Source organism: Streptomyces sp. NPDC040610, assembly GCF_055594065.1.
In genome coordinates this window covers 43,945-62,754 of the sequence record NZ_JBVIXA010000016.1, presented here as the reverse complement: position 1 = coordinate 62,754, position 18,810 = coordinate 43,945, and the positions used below count along the sequence as shown (strand labels likewise).

The following is an 18,810-nucleotide window of genomic DNA, read 5'->3' as shown; positions in this document are numbered from 1 at the left end:
GGACTGCCCCCATGAACGAGCCGCACGACACATCCACTCCGGCGTCTTCGCATCCGCGGCCCCCCGAGGCCGCCGCGGCCACCGGGACAGAGGGGACGGATCCGGCGCCGCACCGGACGCTGGCCGAACTGTTCGGCGCCTGGGTGACGCGCACGCCCGAGGCGCCCGCGCTGACCGACGGCCGACGGACGTGGTCCTACCGTGAGCTGGCGGCCCGGAGCGGGCGGCTCGCCGCCGAACTCATGCGGCGCGGAGCGGGCCCCGAACGGACCGTGGCCCTGGTCCTGCCGCGCTCCATGGAACTGATCGCCGCCGAACTGGCCGTGTCCCTGGTGGGCGCGGCCTTCCTGCCCGTGGACCCCGACTACCCCGCCGAGCGGCGCGCGTTGATGCTGGACGACGCCGGGCCCGCAGTGGTCCTGGACGACCTGCGCCGAGTCCGCGACGTGATGGAGACCGCGCAGAGTACGGGCGAGGCGCGGGGTACGGACGATGCGCAGGGTATGGCCGTCGCGGACGGCACGGACACCGGGGGAGCGCACGCCGGAGTGCCGGGCACGTCGGTCGGCGCCGACCATGCCGCCTACGTCATCTACACCTCCGGTTCGACCGGCAGGCCCAAGGGCGTGACGGTCACCCACCGGGGCATCGCGGGCTTCGTCGAGGCCGCAGCGGAGCGGTACGCGGTGGGGCCGGGCGATCGCGTGCTCCAGTTCTCCTCACCCAGCTTCGACGCCTCCGTGCTCGAACTGTTCATCTCGGTGCTGACCGGCGCCACCCTCGTGGTCCCGCCGGACGGGCCGTGGCTCGGCGACGAACTCGCCGCTGTCCTGGACGAGTTCCGCATCAGCCACACCCTCATCCCGCCGGCCGCCCTCGCCACCCTGCCTCCCCCCGGCCCCGGCGGCGCGTCCCACCTGCGGACGCTCATCGTGGGCGCCGAGGCCTGCCCGGCGAACCTCGTCGACGCCTGGGCACCCGGCCGCCGGATGATCAACTCCTACGGTCCGACCGAGGCCACCATCGTCGCCTCCTGGACCGGGCCCCTCGCCGCCGGATGCGGCACCCCCACGATCGGCGGCCCGCTGCCCGGCACCCGCGCCCACGTCCTGGACGCGGACATGCGGCCGGTGCCCCCCGGCGGTGACGGCGAACTGTTCGTGGGCGGCGACGGTGTGGCCCGCGGCTACCTCAACCGGCCAGGACTGACCGCGGGACGCTTCGTCGCCGACCCCTTCGGCCCGCCCGGAGCCCGCCTCTACCGCACCGGGGACCGGGCCCGCTGGACCGCCGACGGCGAACTGGAGTACCTCGGCCGGGTCGACCGCCAGGTGAAGGTGCGCGGCTTCCGCATCGAACCCGGCGAGGTCGAGGCGGCACTCCTTGCCCACACCGGCGTCCGCGAGGCCGTGGTCGTGGTGCGCGAGGACGAGCCGGGACGGCGCAGGCTCGTCGGCTACGTCACGGGGGTCGGCGGTGCCGAACAGGCCCCGGGCCCGGCGGAGTTGCGGGCCTTCGCGGCCGCGGCGCTGCCCGCGCACATGGCGCCCTCCGCAGTCGTCGTCCTCGACGAACTCCCGCTCACCCCGCAGCACAAGATCGACCGGCGTGCCCTGCCCGCCCCCGTGCATGCCTCCGCGCCCGGCCGCGTTCTGCCGCGTACCCCCGCGGAGCAGGCCCTCGCGGGCATCTGGGCCGACGTCCTGGCCGTCGAAGCCGTGGGCGTGGAGGACGACTTCTTCGACCTCGGGGGCGACTCGATCCTGGCGGCGCGGACCCTGTCCCGCATCCGTGACGAGCTGGGCGTCCGCCTCCTCCTACGGGACGTCTTCACCGCACGCAACGTCGCGGCGCTCGCACCCCTGCTCGGCGACCCGGCCGCCGCCGTGGCCCCGGAGCCCATAGCGGCCGCCCCGCACGACCGGCCGCTCCCGCTGTCGAGCGCGCAGCGGCGCCTGTGGTTCCTCGACGACCTCAGCGACGGCGGCACCGAGTACAACACCGGCGTGGCGGTGCGGCTGCGCGGAGACCTCGACACCGCGGCACTGCGCCGGGCCCTGGACCGTCTTGCCGCCCGCCACGCATCGCTGCGCACCACGTTCGCCACCGTCGACGGGCAGGGCGTACAGCGGGTGAGCCGCGAGTCCGTCCTGCCGCTGCGCACCGCCGACGTGCGGCAACTGCCCGCCGAGCAGCGCGCCGAGGCCGCGGAGCGGCTCCTCGCCGACGAGTTGAGCCGCCCCTACGACCTGGAGGCGGGGCCGCTGACCCGGGCCCTTGTCGTCCACCGCGCCGCCGCCGACCATCTGTTGCTGCTTGCCCAGCACCACATCGTCACCGACGGCTGGTCGGTGGGCATCCTGACCCGGGAACTGACCGCGCTCTACCGCGCGGAGGTCGCCGGCACACCGGACACGCTGCCCGCGACGGGGGTGCAGTACCCCGACTTCGCCGTGTGGGAGCACGAGCGGTCCGGCGGCGACGGCCAGGCCGAGGACCTCGCGTACTGGAAGCGGCACCTGACGGGGATGCAGCAACTGGAGCTGCCCACCGACCGGCCGCGCCCCGCGGTGCGTACCACCGTGGGCGCCGCGCACCGCCACCGGCTCCCGGCCGGACTGATCGCCGATCTGCGGAGGCTCGCCGGAGGCCGCGGCACCACCGTCTTCACGCTGTTCGCCGGAGCGGCGGCCGTGCTGTTCTCCCGCTACTCCGGACAGCGCGACGTGGCGTTCGGCACCGTCACCAACGGCCGAGGTCGCCGGGACCTGGAGGAGGTCACCGGCTTCTTCGCCAACACCGTGGTGCTGCGCGAAGAGGTCGACGACACGATGACCGTCGACGGGTTCGTGGAAAGCATGCGCGCGACCGTCCTCGACGCGTTCGCTCACGACGGGGTGCCGTTCGACCGCGTAGTCGAGGAACTCGCGCCGCTCCGCGATCCGAGCCGCACCCCCTTGGTGCAGGCCCTCGTCGTCCAGCAGACCGCCGCGGACCTTCCCGCGGACTGCGGTGGGGTGCGCGTCGAGGAGCACCCGCTGCCGCGCCCGGCCGCGCGCTTCGACCTGGTCCTGGAATTCTCGCCGAAGCCGGACGGCGGCTGCGAGCTGACGGTCGAGTACAACACCGACCTGTTCGGGGAGGCCACGGTCGCCCGCATGAGCGGTCATCTGCACCGCCTCCTCGAAGGCATGGTGGAGGGCCCGCACCGGACCCTGGCCGAGCTGCCGCTCCTGTCGGAGGACGAGCGGCGCACCCTGCTCGAATCCTGGAACCCGCCCACGCCCGCCGGTCAGGATCAGCGCGGTGACGGCGCGCTGCCGTCACTGTTCGAGGCGCAGGTGGCGCGCACCCCCGACCGCACCGCCGTACGCTGCGGCGCAACGCGGCTGGACTACGCCGAGGTGAACCGGCGCGCCAACCGGCTCGCCCGCCTCCTGGTCGCGCGCGGCGCCGGACCCGAGACGCTCGTGGCGATGTGCCTGCCCCGCACCGCCGACCTCCTGCCCGCCCTGTGGGCGGTCCTGAAGTCCGGTGCGGGCTATCTGCCCGTGGATCCCGCGTATCCGCGCGAGCGCGTCTCCTTCATGCTCGACGACTCCTCGCCGGCCCTCGTGCTGGCCGCCCGGGAGACCGCGGACGCGCTGCCCGACGGATGCGCTCCGCTGATCATCGAGGAGTGCCTGGCCGACGAGACCCTGGACCCGGCCGACGCCGCCCTCACCGACGCGGACCCGGCCGACGCGGATTCGACCGATGCCGACCTGACCGACGCCGACCGCCTGCGGCCCTTGCTCCCCGACCACCCCGCGTACGTCATCTACACCTCGGGCTCGACCGGCCGCCCCAAGGGAGTCGTGGTCACCCACCGCAGCGTCGCCGCGCTCGCAGCCTGGGCGGGGGAGCGGTTCGGCGCCCACCGTCTCGCGCACGTGGTGGCCTCCACGTCCCTCAACTTCGACGTGTCCGTCTTCGAGTTGCTCTGCCCGCTGCTCGCGGGCGGAAGCGTCGAGGTGGTCGCCGACCTGACAGCGCTCGCCGACGCCGACGGGCCCGGGAGGGCCGGGCTCCTCAGCGGAGTGCCGTCGGTGGTCTCCCGGATGCTCACCGCGGGCGGCGCGCCCCTTGAGGCCGACACGGTCGTCCTCGCGGGCGAGGCGCTGCTCGCGCAGACCGTACGCGACCTGCGCGAGGCCATGCCGTCCTGCGAGGTGGCCAACATCTACGGCCCCACCGAGGCCACCGTCTACGCCACCGCCTGGTTCGCGGGCGAGGAGGTGCCCGGCCAGTCCCCGCCCATCGGCAGGCCCGTGGCCCGTACCCGCGCCTACGTCCTCGACCGGCTCCTTCGACCCCAACCCCCGGGCGTGACTGGCGAGTTGTACCTGGGCGGCGGCGGCCTCGCGCGCGGCTACCTGCGGCGCCCCGGCCTGACCGCCGCCCGCTTCCTCGCCGACCCGTTCGCGCTGCCGGGGGAGCGCATGTACCGCACCGGGGACCTGGCGCGCTGGACCGCCGACGGCGAACTGGAGTACCTCGGTCGGATCGACCAGCAGGTCAAGGTGCGCGGCTTCCGCATCGAACTCGGCGAGGTCGAGGAGGCGTTGCGCGGTTGCGCGGGCGTGGCGGAGAGCGCCGCCACCGTCGTGGAGAGCGACGGCCACCGGCGTCTGGCCGGCTATGTCGTCCCGGCTCCGGGGGCGCGTCCCGAACCGGAGGCGCTGCGCAGGACGCTCGGCCGTACCTTGCCCGACTACCTGGTCCCCGCGACCGTCACGGTGCTGTCCGCGCTCCCGCTGAACCCCAACGGCAAGCTGGACCGCGGCCGCCTCCCGGCACCGGCGCCCGCCGGGCACGTCACCCGCCACGTCGCGCCCCGCACCCCCACCGAGCGGGTACTGGCCGGGATCTGGGCCCATGTGCTGCGTGTGCAGCGGGTCGGCACCGACGACAACTTCTTCGCCCTCGGCGGCGACTCCATCCTCAGCATCCAAGTCGTGGCCCAGGCCCGGCAGGCGGGACTCACGGTGACCTCCCGTGACGTCTACCGGCACCAGACCGTCGCCGCCCTCGCCCGCTGCGCGGACGCCTCCGGACCTCGCAGAACCGCGGCCCCGGCCGTCGTGGCCGCCACCGGCACGGCACCGCTGACCCCCATCCAGCGCTGGCTGTTCGACAGCGAGGGCGAACGTGCCGGGTACCTCGCAACCGCGGGCGAGCGGGCGGGCCGCTTCGCGCAGACCCTGTCCACGGAGCTGACCGGCACCGTCGACGCGGCGGCCCTGGAGCACGCACTCAACGACGTCGTCGCCCACCATGACGCGCTGCGCTCCCGCTTCCCGGGCGTCGCCGGAGGGCCGGGCGGCGCCCGGTGGCACATCGACGCAACCATGCCCCGGCTGCGCCTGACCCACCACACCGGCCCCGGCACCGACACACCGCACCTCGGCCCCTTCGACCTCGACCACGGCCCCCTGGTGCGCGCCGTCCTGCACGACCGGGGCGATGGCCTGCCCACCGTCCTGCACCTGGCCGTCCACCACCTCGTGGTCGACGGCGTCTCCTGGCGCGTCCTGCTTGAGGACCTCGACCGGGCCTACCGCGCCCGCCGCGAGGGCCGCGACGGGATCGCGGCGCTGCCCGCCAAGACCTCGCCGCTGCGACACTGGGCCCGACGCCTGGCCGCCCACGCCGCCGAGGGCGGCTTCGACGACGAGGCGGCGTACTGGACCCGGGCCACCGCGGGCGCCGTGGCCGATCTGCCGCGGGACCTGACGGGCGCCGACACCTACGCCTCGGTGCGCTCGGTGACCGTACGCCTGACCGCCGAGGACACCGCCGCGCTGCTGCGTACGCTGCCGGACACCTATCGCACCCGGGTGAACGACGTGCTGCTGAGCGCGCTTGGCAGGGTGCTGTGCGCGTGGACCGGACACGAGCGCGTGCTCGTGGACGTCGAGGGGCACGGCCGCGAGGAGCTCTTCTCCGACGTCGACACCAGCCGTACGGTCGGCTGGTTCACCACCCGCCACCCCGTCGCCCTCGCCGTCGCGCCGGACGCGAGCTGGGACGCCGTGCTCAAGCAGGTGAAGGAACAGCTGCGCGCGGTGCCCCGGCACGGTCTGGGGCACGACGTCCTGCGGTACCTGGACAGGACCGGAGTGCTGCCGCCCGCGCCCGCCGCGCAGGTCAGCTTCAACTACCTCGGGCGGTTCGGTGTCGGTGACGAGTCGGACGGCCTCTACGGCGGTGTGTTCCGTCCGCTGGAGCTGGACGCCGACCCGCTCGCCGCCCGCCCCCACCCGCTGGAGGTCGTGGGCCAACTGGACGGCGAGGAGCTGGAGTTCACCTGGTTCTACTCCGCCGCACTGCTCCAGGAGTCCACTGTCACCGGCCTCGCCGGGCGGTTCGCCGACGCGCTGGCCGACATCGCCCTGCACGCGGCCACCCCCGGCACCGGCGGGCGCACCCCGTCGGACTTCCCGTTGGTGGAGCTCGACCAGGCGGCCGTGGACCGGATCACGGGCGTCGACCCCCGCGCCGTGGAGGACGTCCACCCGCTCACACCCACCCAGGCGGGCATGCTCTTCCACGGTCTGTCGCAGGACGACCGGCGCGTCTACTTCCAGCAGTTGTCGTTCGTCCTGGACGGCGTGTCCGACCCCGAGGCGTTCGCGGCGGCCTGGCAGCAGGTCACGGACCGCACGCCCGTGCTCCGCGGCGACGTCGTGTGGCAGGACGTCCCCGAGCCGCTCTTCGTGGTGCGGCGGCACGCGACCGTCCCCGTCACCCACCTCGACTGGCGCGAGCTGAGCGAGGACGACCGGGAGACAAGGCTCCGGGAGTTCCTCGCCCAGGACCGCGAGCGTGGCGTCGACCTCACCCCGGCCCCGCTCCAGCGCCTGGCCCTCGCCCGGCTCTCCGACACCTCCGTGCGGGTGGTGTGGTCCTTCCACCACCTGATCCTCGACGGCTGGAGCCTCTTTCACGTCCTGTCCGACGTGTTCGCCGGCCACGCCAGGATCACCGGTGCGCCGGGCGCCGACGACTCCCTCACGGCGAGGCCCGACCGGCGTCCGTACCGCGACTACGTGGCCTGGCTGCGCGAGCGCGACACGGCGGAGGCCGAACAGCACTGGCGGGACCGCCTCCTGGGCCTGAGTGAGACCACCCCCCTGCCCTACGACCGCGAGCCGAGCGAGAGCCACCGCGCCGAGTCCACGGACGCGGTCCGCGTCACCGTGCCCGAGGCCACGAGCCGGGCGCTCGAAGACCTCGCGAGGGCGGAAGGGCTGACCGTCAACACCCTTGTCCAGGGCGCGTGGGCGGTGCTCCTGAGTCGGCAGGCGGGCCGGGCCGACGTGGTGTTCGGCACCACCGTCTCCGGGCGGCCGCCCGAGCTGCCCGGCGCCGAGGACATGGCCGGCCTCTTCATATCGACCCTGCCCACCCGGGTCGCCGTGGCGGGCGAGGGCACCCTCCTCGACTGGCTGCGCGACCTCCAGCGCGGCCAGAGCGAGGACCGCCGCTTCGACCACGTCCCGCTCACGCGGATGAAGGCGCTCACCGAACTGCCCGAACGGGCCGCGCTGTTCGACAGCATCGTGGTCTTCGAGAACTATCCGGTCGACGACGACCTCGCCGCCGCCCACGGGCTGCGGCTGAGCGGGCTCGACGGCATCGAGACCACCAACTACCCGCTCAGCCTCGTGGCGTACCCCGGGACGGAACTGGCCTTGAGGGTCGGCTACGACCCCGAGCTGTTCGACGCCGCCACCGTCGCGCGGATGGCCGAGTACCTGACCGTCCTCCTGGACGGCATGACGGCCGGGCCACAGTGCGCGCCCGCGCGGCTGCCCCTGCTGACGCCCGCCCGCCACCACCAGGTGCTCGAGACGTGGAACGACACCGCCGCGCACGCCCCGGACGTCACCGCGGCGGACCTGTTCGCCGCACAGGTGCGCCGCACGCCCGACGCCGTCGCCCTGGAAGCCGGGGACGAACGGCTCACCTACGGAGAGCTGGACGGCCGGGCCGCGGCGCTCGCCACCCGGCTCATCGCGCTCGGCGTCACGCCGGAAGTCCCGGTGGGCGTCCTGATGGACCGTTCGGTCACCCTCGTCGTCGCGCAGCTCGCCCTCGCACGCACCGGCGGCGTGTACGTCCCGCTGGACGGCAGGGCACCGTACGAGCGGCTGAGGCGCATGCTCACCGACGTGGGTGCGGCGCTGCTGCTCACCGACGGCTCGTGGCAGGAGCGCGCGCGGGACGTGCTGCCGGACGGCACGGTGCTGCGTGTCGACGGCGACCTCGACGCGGCCATCGACGGAACTTTCGACGCAGGCTTCGACGGACCGTCCGGCGGTCCGGACATCCCCCTCGTGCACCCTGACAACGTCCAGTACGTGATGTTCACATCGGGCTCCACCGGCCTCCCCAAGGGCGTCGCCGTACGCCACCGGGACGTCGCCGCGCTCGCCCTCGACCGTGCCTTCGCCGGGCACGAGCGGGTCCTCGTGCACTCCCCGCACGCCTTCGACGCCTCGACGTACGAGCTGTGGGTGCCGCTGCTGCACGGCGGAACGGCGGTGCTCGCGCCGCCGGACGACCTGGACGCCGCCGCCGTACGCCACGCGATCACCGAGCAGAGTGTGCGGTGCCTGTGGCTCACCGCCGGACTCTTCCGTCTGCTCGCCCAGGAGGACCCGACCTGTCTGCGCGGTGCCACCGAGGTGTGGACCGGCGGTGAGGCCGTGCCCGGCGCGGTGGTCGCGCGGGTCCTGGAGGCCTGCCCCGGCCTGACCGTCGTCGACGGCTATGGCCCCACCGAGACCACCACGTTCGCCACCCGGCGCCCCTTCCGCGCGGGCGACCCGCTGCCCGCGGTGCTGCCCATCGGACGGCCCTTGGACAACACCCGGGTGTACGTCCTCGACGACGCGCTGCAGCCCCAACCGCCGGGCATTCCAGGTGAGTTGTACGTCGCGGGTGCCGGTCTGGCCCGAGGCTACGCCGGGCTGCCCGGGGACACCGCCGCCCGCTATCTCGCCGACCCGTTCGGCCGGCCCGGCACCCGCATGTACCGCACCGGCGACATCGTGCGCTGGAGCGGGGACGGCGAACTGCACTTCGTGGGGCGCGCGGACGACCAGATCAAGATCCGTGGCTTCCGGGTCGAGCCCGCCGAGATCGAGGCCCGGCTTACGGCACACGCGGCCGTCGCCGAAGCGGTCGTGTCCCTGTACGAGCAGGCCGGACGCAAGCGCCTGGCCGCCCACCTCGTCCTTGCCCCGGGCGCGCCGGATCCGGCCGCGGCCGAACTGCGCGCCCGGTTGGCTGCGGACCTGCCGGACTACATGGTGCCCGCCGCCTTCGTCACCGTGCCGGAACTGCCCCTGACGGCCAACGGCAAGGTGGACCGGCGCAGGCTGCCCGAGCCCGACTGGACCGCGACGGGCGACGCGGCCTACCGGGCGCCGCGTGCCGGTGCTGAGCGGATACTCAGCGAGATCTGGGCGGAACTGCTCGGCGTGGCACGTGTAGGCGCCGACGACAACTTCTTCATGCTGGGCGGCGATTCGATCCTCAGCATCCAGGTCGTCTCGCGTGCCCGCGCCGCCGGTCTCGCCCTCACCCCGCGCGACCTGTTCCGGCACCCCAGCATCGCCGCTCTCGCAGCCGCCGGCGGTACCGCCGCACCCGTCGCCGGTACCGACCCGGTGGCCGGGCAGGTCGCGCTCACGCCCATCCAGCACTGGTTCCTGGACGCGGGGCCACACCGCCCGGAGTTCTTCAACCAGTCCGTCGTCGTGGAGACCGCCGAGGACGTCGACGTCGACGCCCTGCGCCGCGCGCTCGCCGCCCTTTGGACGCACCACGACGCCCTGCGCGCCAGCTTCGGCAGGCAGGACGACGGCGCGTGGCGGCAGACCTGCGCCGACGCCGAAGCCGCAGCACCCGAACTGCTCGAAGTCCATGACTTGAGCGGCCTGGACGCGGCGGCGGCCGAGGACACCGAGTCCCGCCTCACGGCCGAGGCGCACGCCTCCTTCTGCCTCGACACCGGCCCGCTCCTCACCGCCCGCCTGTTCACCGGAGCCCGCCCACGGCTTCTCCTGACGGTGCATCACCTGGTGGTCGACGGCGTCTCCTGGCGCGTACTCCTGGAGGACCTGGACACCGCCTACCGGCAGGCGCGCGCCGGGGAAGGGGTACGACTCGCCGAGCGCACCACCTCCGTCCAGGAGTGGGCGCGCCGCCTGCGCGCGCACACCGCATCCGGAGGCTTCGCCGCACAGCGCGCACACTGGCAGGACGTGTCCCGGCACTGCGCCGCACCGCTGCCCGTCGACCACCCGGACACCGGGGGCCAGGGCAACACCATGGCCGACGTCCGCGAGGTCACCGTACGACTCGACAGGCAGCGCACCGACGCGCTGCTGCGCGAAGTCCCCGGCACCTACCGCACGCGGATCGACGACGCCCTGCTGGCCGCCCTCGGCCGGGTCCTCGCCGGGTGGACCGGACGGGGGACCGTCGCCGTCGGCCTGGAGGGGCACGGCCGTGAGGACCAACTGTTCGACGACGTCGACCTGTCGCGCACGGTCGGCTGGTTCACCTCCCTGTATCCGGTCGCGCTCGACGTGCCGGACGGGGACTGGGGCACCACCCTGAAGGCCGTGAAGGAACAGCTGCGTTCGGTCCCCGACCGGGGCATCGGCTACGGCGCGCTGCGCCACCTGGACACGGACGGGGGGCTCACCGGCGCGCCCGAGGCCGCCGTCAGCTTCAACTACCTGGGTCGGTTCGGCTGGAACGGCGGGGCCCGGGGCGTTGACGACGGCGCGCTCGTGCGCTCCGTGCCCGGCGGGCTCGACGGCGCCGAGGCCCCCGAGTCGGTGCGCCCGCACCTGCTCGACGTGGTTGCCCGCGTCGAGGACGACCGCTTGGAGATCACCTGGTACTACAACCACCGGACGCACCGCGAGGAGACCGTCGCGGGCCTCGCGTCCGGCATGCTCCACGCCCTGGAAGGCATCGTCGCCCACTGCGCCGAGCCCGGCGCCGGAGGCCGCACCCCGTCGGACTATCCCCTGGCACGCCTGGACCAGGCGGCCCTCGACCGGATCGTGGGGGACGGCCGCGCCGTCGCGGACCTCTACCCGCTGACGCCGATGCAGGCGGGCATGCTGTTCCACAGCCTCCTGGACCCGGACGGCCGCACCTATGTCAACCAGGTCCAGCTGGTGCTGCGCGGCGTCACCGACCCGCACGCCCTGGCCGAGGCCTGGCAGCACACGGCGGATGCCAACCCGGTCCTCCGTACCCGCCTGGAGTGGCAGGAGACCGCCGAACCCCTCCAGGTCGTGCAGCGGCACGCCACCGTGCCCGTCACCCACCACGACTGGACGGCATGGTCCGCCGAGCGCCGCGAGCAGGAGATGGACCGGCTGCTCGCCGCGGACCGTGCGGCCGGCGTCGACCTGGGGGCGGCACCGCTGATGCGGCTCACCCTCATCCGGCTGTCGCCGGACCGGGTGCGGATGGTGTGGACGTTCCACCACGTGCTGCTCGACGGGTGGAGCGCGGCCCAGGTCTTCGACGAGGTCTGCGAGCGCTACGCCGCGCTGACCACCGGACGCCGCCCCGAGGTTCCCGACCGGACGGCCTTCGCCGACTACCTGGGCTGGCTGGACGACCAGGACCACGAGCAGGCCGAACAGTACTGGCGCACCGTCCTCGCCGGGTTCACCGCGCCCACGGAGCTGCCCCGTGACCACAGGACCGCCGAGGCGCACCGCGCCTCCTCGTCCGGTTCGGCCCGCGTGACGCTCGACGCCGACGTGTCGGCGCGGCTGCGGGACACCGCCCAGCAGGCCGGTCTTACCGTCAACACCATGCTCCAGGGCGCCTGGTCGCTGCTGCTTTCCCGCTACAGCGGCGGTGACGACGTGGTGTTCGGCACGACTGTCTCCGGGCGCCCGGGCGACCTGCGGGGCGTGACCTCGATGGTCGGCCTGTTCATCAACACGCTGCCGACCCGGGTACGCGTCGACGGACAGCGGCGCCTCCTCGACTGGCTCGGCGACCTCCAGGCCGCCCAGTCGGAGTCCCGGCGCCACGACTTCGTCTCCCTCGCCCAGCTCCAGACCTGGAGCGACATTCCCGGCGGCACCAGCCTGTTCGACAGCATCGTGGTCTTCGAGAACTACCCGTTCGACGCGGACGCCCTGGCCCGGCACGGCCTGGCCATCGACCAGGAACGCGACGTACAGCCGACCAACTATCCGCTCACGGTGGTGATTTCGCCCGGGGAGCGGCTCTCCGTCGAACTCGGTTATGACCCGCGGTACTTCGAGGAGTCGACGGCTCGCTCCCTGGAGGAACAGCTGCTGCACACGTTGCACGCGCTGGCGGATGCGACGGACTCCACGCGTCTGGACGCTGTCGATGTGCTGCCGCCCGCGGAGCGGTCGCGGTTGCTGGCGGGTGCGGCCCGTCCGGAGATCGAGTCGGTCGTGCCGGTGACTCTGCCTGCTCTGGTGGAGGCGGCGGTGGATCGTGCTCCGGACGGTCTGGCGTTGGAGGCGCCGGGTTTGTCGCTGTCGTTCGCGGAGTTGGAGGCGCGGGCGAACGTGCTGGCGCATCGGCTGATCGGGCGGAGTGTGGGGCCCGGTGATCTCGTGGCTCTCACGCTGCCGCGTTCGGCGGAGATGGTCCTGGCCCAGGTGGCGGTCACCAAGGCGGGCGCGGCGTTCGTGCCGGTCGATCCCGGATATCCGGAGGAGCGGATCGCGCTGATGCTGCGGGACGCGGCGCCTGCACTGACCCTCGGCGTTGAAGACCTCAGCGGCCTGCTCACCGGCGATCAGGATCGGGAAGTGCAGCTCCGGCCTACTGACGCCGACCGTGTCCGTCCGTTGAGGCTCGATGATCCTGCGTACGTCATCTACACCTCGGGTTCGACGGGCACGCCCAAGGGCGTGGTCGTGACCCACCGGGGCCTAGCGGGCTTTGCCGCTGCCGAGGCCGCGCACTACCAGGTGAGTCCTGGCGACCGCGTCCTCGTGTTCGCGACGCCGAGCTTCGACGCTTCGGTGCTCGAACTGTGCATGTCCTTGCCGCAGGGGGCGAGCCTCGTAGTTCCGCCGCCGGGTCCGCTGCTGGGTGCCGAGTTGGCGCAGGTGCTGCGCGACGGGCGGATCACACACACGCTGCTGCCGCCTGCCGCGCTGGCCACGCTTCCGTCGGACACGCCCGGCACGCTGCCCGACCTGAAGACCCTGACCGTCGGCGCCGATGCGTGTGGGGCCGAACTGGTCGAGCGATGGGCGCCCCACCACCGCCTCGTCAACTCCTACGGGCCGACCGAGGCCACCGTGGTCGCCACGTGGTCGGCTCCGCTGGAGGCGGACGGCACGGCCCCGCCGATCGGCATGCGGCTGCCGGACACCGGCACCTACGTGCTGGACGCGCGGCTTCGGCCTGTCCCCGATGGCGTGCCGGGTGAACTGTGGCTCAGCGGGCCGTCGTTGGCCCGCGGCTACCTCAACCGGCCCGGTCTGACCGCCTCCCGCTTCACCGCCGACCCGTTCGGTGCGCCCGGTACCCGCATGTACCGCACCGGCGACCTCGTACGCCGCGACGCACACGGCGAACTGCACTACCTCGGCCGCACCGACCACCAGGTGAAGCTGCGCGGCTTCCGCATCGAACTGGGTGAGGTGGAGTCCGCCGTCGCCCGGCACCCACAGGTGTCCGCGGCCGCCGCCCAGGTGGTCGAGCACGACGGCCATCAGCGCCTCGTGGCCTACGCGGTCCCCGACGGCGCCGACGTCCCGGACTCCGCCGAACTGCGCGCCTTCCTCGCACGGACGCTGCCCGACCACCTGGTCCCGTCCGTGGTGGTGCCGCTGGAGCGGCTGCCGCTCGGCGCCACCGGCAAGCTGGACCGCCGGGCGCTGCCCGAACCGGTGTGGCCGGCCGGCGGCAACGACAACGGGGACCACGCGCCGCGCACCGACGCCGAGAAGACGCTCGCCACCATCTGGTCCGAGGTGCTCCGTGTGCCCGATGTGGGCGTGCGCGACAACTACTTCACCCTCGGCGGCGACTCCATCCTCGGCATCCAGATCGTCTCCGCCGCCCGCCGGGCCGGCCTGGCCCTCACTCCCCGGCACCTGTTCCAGCACCAGACGGTCGCGGACCTGGCCGCGGCGGCCGAGGACCTGCCGACCACGGCGATCCGGGCCGAACAGGGCCCGGTCGTGGGCGAGACGCCACTGACCCCCGTACAGCACTATCTGTTCGACACCCTCACCGGCGACCCGGCGCGGCTCACCCAGACGGCCTGCCACCACCTGGCCGCCGACACCGACGCGACACTGCTGCGTGGCGCGCTCACCGCGGTCATCGAACACCACGACGCCCTGCGGCTGCGCTGCGAGAGGGACGGCGGCGGGCAGTGGCACCAGCACATCGCCGCCCCAGGCGCCGCGGCCCACCTGGAGGTGCACGATCTGCCGCGGCGCACCCCCGAAGGCACCGACGCGGTGCTGCACCAGCTGGCCGACCGCCTCAACGGCGGGTTCGACCTGACCGCAGGACCGCTGCTGAAGGCCGCGCTGTGCCGCGCCGACGGCGACAAGCGGCCCGTACTGCTGCTTGCCGCCCACCACCTGGTGGTCGACGCCGTGTCCTGGCACGTGATCCTGGAGGACCTGGACATCGCCTACCGCGCCCTGCGCGACGGGCATCCCGTGGACCTCGGGCCGAAGACCACGTCGTTCCGCGCGTGGGCGCACCGCCTCGTCGACCACACCACCGAGGGCGGCTTCGACGACGAACTCGCCCACTGGGAGCGGGTGTCGGGGAGCGCCCCGCTGCCCGTCGACCTCTCCGGCGCCAACACCGCCGCCTGTGAGGAGACGGTGACGGTCCGGCTGGACCGAGAGGACACCCGCAGGCTGCTCCAGGACGTGCCCGACGCCTACCGCACCCGCGTCAACGACGTCCTGCTGTGCGCCCTGGGCCGGGTCGTGGCGCGCTGGACCGGACGGGACCGGGTGGAGGTCACGCTGGAGGGCCACGGCCGCGAGGAACTGTTCGACGGCGTCGACCTGTCGCGTACGGTCGGCTGGTTCACGAGCGTGTACCCCGTCGCCCTCGACGTGCCCCGTCATGCCGACACCGGCTCCGCCCTGAAGTCCGTCAAGGAATGCCTGCGCGCCGTGCCGCGCGGCGGACTGGGATACGGTGCCCTGCGCCATCTGCACGCCACGGCGGGGGACCGGCTTCCCGGACTGCCGCAGCTCGGCTTCAACTACCTCGGGCAGCAGGACGGCAACACCCCGACGGGCGGTCTGCTGCACGCACCCCACGGCGGACTCATCGGGGGCATGGACCGTGCCGCCGAACGCCCGCACCTCATCGATGTCCTCGGTCATGTCACCGACAAGCGCCTGGAGTTCACCTGGTCGTACTCGCGCGAGGTGTACCGGCGCGACACCGTCGACCGCCTCGCCGCCGAACTGGCCGAGGAGCTGCGTGCCATCGTGCGGCACTGCGCCGAGCCCGGCGCCGGGGGCCGCACCCCGTCGGACTTCCCCCTCGCCCCGCTGGACCAGGAGACCGTGGATCGCCTGGTGGGCACCGGCCACGACATCGTGGACGTCTACCCGCTCACCCCCACCCAGTCCGGCATGGTCGTCCACGGCATGGACGACCCCGGCGGGGGCGTGTACACCGAACAGGTCACATTCGTCATGGACGGCGTGTGCGACACCGGCCGGCTGGCCGCCGCCTGGCAGCACGTCGTCGACCGCACCCCGATGCTGCGCACCGCCGTGGTCCTCAGCGGCGTGCCCGTCCCGCTCCAAGCCGTGCACCGCGCGGCGACCCTGCCCGTCAGCGAGTACGACTGGAGCGCCCTGACGCCCGAGCGGCGCACGGCGGAACTGGAGCGGTTCCTCGCCGAGGACAAGGCCCGCGGCCTGGCCCTCGACGGCGTGCCGCTGCTGCGCGTCGCCCTGATCCGGCTCGCCCCGGACGAGGTACGCGTGGTGTGGACGTTCCACCACGTCCTGCTCGACGGCTGGAGCGTCTTCCACGTCCTGTCGGACGTCGTGGCCTGCCACTCCGCGCTCGCCGCGGGCGACGAGCCGCGCCTGCCGGACCGCCGCCCGTTCGCGGACTACGCGGCCTGGTTCGCCGGCCGCGACGCCGCCCGCGCCGAGGAGCACTGGCGCACCGCCCTCGCCGGACTCACCGCCCCCACCGCCCTGCCCTACGACCGCAGGCCCGCCCTGGGTGCCACGGTCTCCTCCGGCACCTGGCTGTCGCAGCGGCTCGGCGAGGACTCCACCCGACGGCTCCAGGAGTACGCCCGCCTGCACCGGCTGACCCTCAACACCGTGGTCGAGGGCGCCTGGGCGCTGCTCCTCTCCCGATGGAGCGGCGAGCCAGAGGTCTGCTACGGGACCACCGTCTCCGGGCGGCCCTCGGACCTGCCCGGCGCCGACACCATCACCGGCCTGTTCATCACCACGCTGCCCGCTCGGGTCACTGTGGACGGGGGAGAGACGTGCGATGCGTGGCTGCGCCGCACGCAGGCCGCGCGGGCCGAGGACCGCCGCTTCGGCCACGTGGCGCTCACCCGTCTGCACGGCTTCAGTGAAGTGCCCGCAGGGACACCCCTGTTCGACAGTCTGCTCGTCTTCGAGAACTACCCGGTCGACGACAGCACCGCGGGTGCCCACGGAGTGCGGATGCGGGACCTGGAGGCCCGCGAGTCCACCAACTATCCGCTCACGGTGGTGATTTCGCCTGGGGAGCGGCTTTCCGTCGAACTCGGTTACGACCCCCACTATTTCGAGGAGTCGACGGCTCGTTCCCTGGCCGATCAGCTGCTGCATACGTTGCACGCGCTGGCGGATGCGACGGACAGCACCTGCCTGGATGCTGTCGATGTGCTGCCGCCCGCGGAGCGGTCGCGGTTGCTGGCCGGGCCTGCCCGCCCGCAGATCGATTCCGTGGCACCGGCGACCTTGCCTGCCCTGGTCGAGGCGGCGGTGGACCGTGCTCCGGGCGCTGTGGCGTTGGAGGCGCCGGGTTTGTCGTTGTCGTTCGCGGAGTTGGAGGCGCGGGCGAATGTGCTGGCGCATCGGCTGATCGGGCGGAGTGTGGGGCCCGGTGATCTCGTGGCTCTGACACTGCCGCGTTCGGCGGAGATGGTCCTGGCCCAGGTGGCGGTCACCAAGGCGGGCGCGGCGTTCGTGCCGGTCGATCCCGGATATCCGGAGGAACGCGTTGCGTTGATGCTGCGGGACGCTGCTCCCGCACTGACCGTGGGTGCCCAGGAGGTCGCGGACCTGCTCGGCGTGGTACCGGACGGCGAGCTCGGGCATCGGCCCACGGATGCCGACCGGGTCCGTCCGTTGCGGCTCGATGATCCGGCGTACGTCATCTACACGTCGGGGTCGACCGGCACGCCCAAGGGTGTGGTGGTGACGCATCGGGGCCTCGCGGGCTTCGCTGCCGCCGAGGCCGCGCACTACCAGGTGAGCCCCGGGGATCGGGTCCTGGCGTTTGCCACGCCGAGCTTTGACGCTTCGGTGCTCGAACTGTGCATGTCGCTGCCGCAGGGGGCGAGTCTGGTGGTGCCTTCGCCGGGTCCGTTGCTGGGTGTGGAGTTGGCGCAGGTGCTGCGCGACGGGCGGATCACGCACGCGCTGCTGCCGCCTGCCGCGCTGGCCACGCTTCCGTCGGACACGCCCGGCACGCTGCCCGACCTGAAGACCCTGACCGTCGGTGCGGATGCGTGTGGGGCGGAGTTGGTGGCGCGGTGGGCGCCCCACCACCGCCTCGTGAATTCCTATGGGCCGACCGAGGCCACCGTGGTGGCTACGTGGTCGGCTCCGTTGGAGGCGGATGGCACGGCTCCGCCGATCGGCAGGCGGTTGCCGGACACCGGTACGTATGTCTTGGACGCGCGGCTGAGGCCGGTCCCGGACGGGGTTGCCGGTGAACTGTGGCTCAGCGGACCGTCGTTGGCGCGTGGCTACCTGAACCGGGCGGGCCTGACCGCGTCCCGCTTCACCGCCGACCCCTTCGGTGCGCCCGGTACCCGCATGTACCGCACCGGCGACCTGGTACGCCGCGACGCCGACGGCGAACTGCACTACCTCGGCCGCACCGACCACCAGCTCAAGCTGCGCGGCCATCGCATCGAAGCCGGCGAGGTCGAGACGGTTCTCATGCGGCACCCCGCCGTCCTGGACGCCGTGGTGACCGTGCGGGAGGACGAACCGGACCTGCCGCGTCTGGTCGCCCATCTCCTGGTCCCGCCGGGCGCCGAGCCCCCCGCCGCGGCCGAACTGCGCGCCCTCGCCGCGGGCGCCCTGCCAGGGCCGATGGTGCCCTCCGCGTACGTCGTCATGGAGTGCTTCCCGCTCACCGACAACGGCAAGACCGACCGGGCCGCGCTGCCCGCGCCCGCCGCGGACCTGGCGGAGACGGCCGGGCATGTCGCACCCCGTACTCCCACGGAAGAGGTCCTGGCCGACATCTGGGAGGAGGTCATGCAGGTGGCGGTGGGCGTGGAGGACGACTACCTCCTGCTCGGCGGTGACTCCCTGCGCGCCCTGCGCATCGTCTCGCGGGCCAACGACGCCTTCGGCGTGAGCCTCACCCCCCGCGACGTCCTGGTCCACCGCACGGTCGCCGCCCTGGCCGACCTGGTGGAGGAACAGGTGCTGAGCGAACTCGAAGACGCCGCGCGCGGCGACAGCGACCACGACGAACTGTAAGGAC

The 18,810-nt window shown here is 73.4% G+C and carries 1 protein-coding gene; it reads left to right on the top strand.

Features of this window, described 5'->3' with window-relative positions:
* Window positions 1–11: 11 nt before the first annotated feature.
* A complete protein-coding gene (locus tag ACZ6AA_RS35810) occupies window positions 12–18,806 on the top strand; it encodes a non-ribosomal peptide synthetase (RefSeq protein ID WP_471462635.1) in 18,795 nt (6,264 codons plus the stop codon).
* Window positions 18,807–18,810 lie beyond the last annotated feature (4 nt).

What these genes read in the sequence shown, in the direction of transcription:
- ACZ6AA_RS35810 (WP_471462635.1), top strand. Translation starts at nt 12, where the DNA reads ATGAACGAGCCGCACGACACATCCACTCCGGCGTCTTCGCATCCGCGG.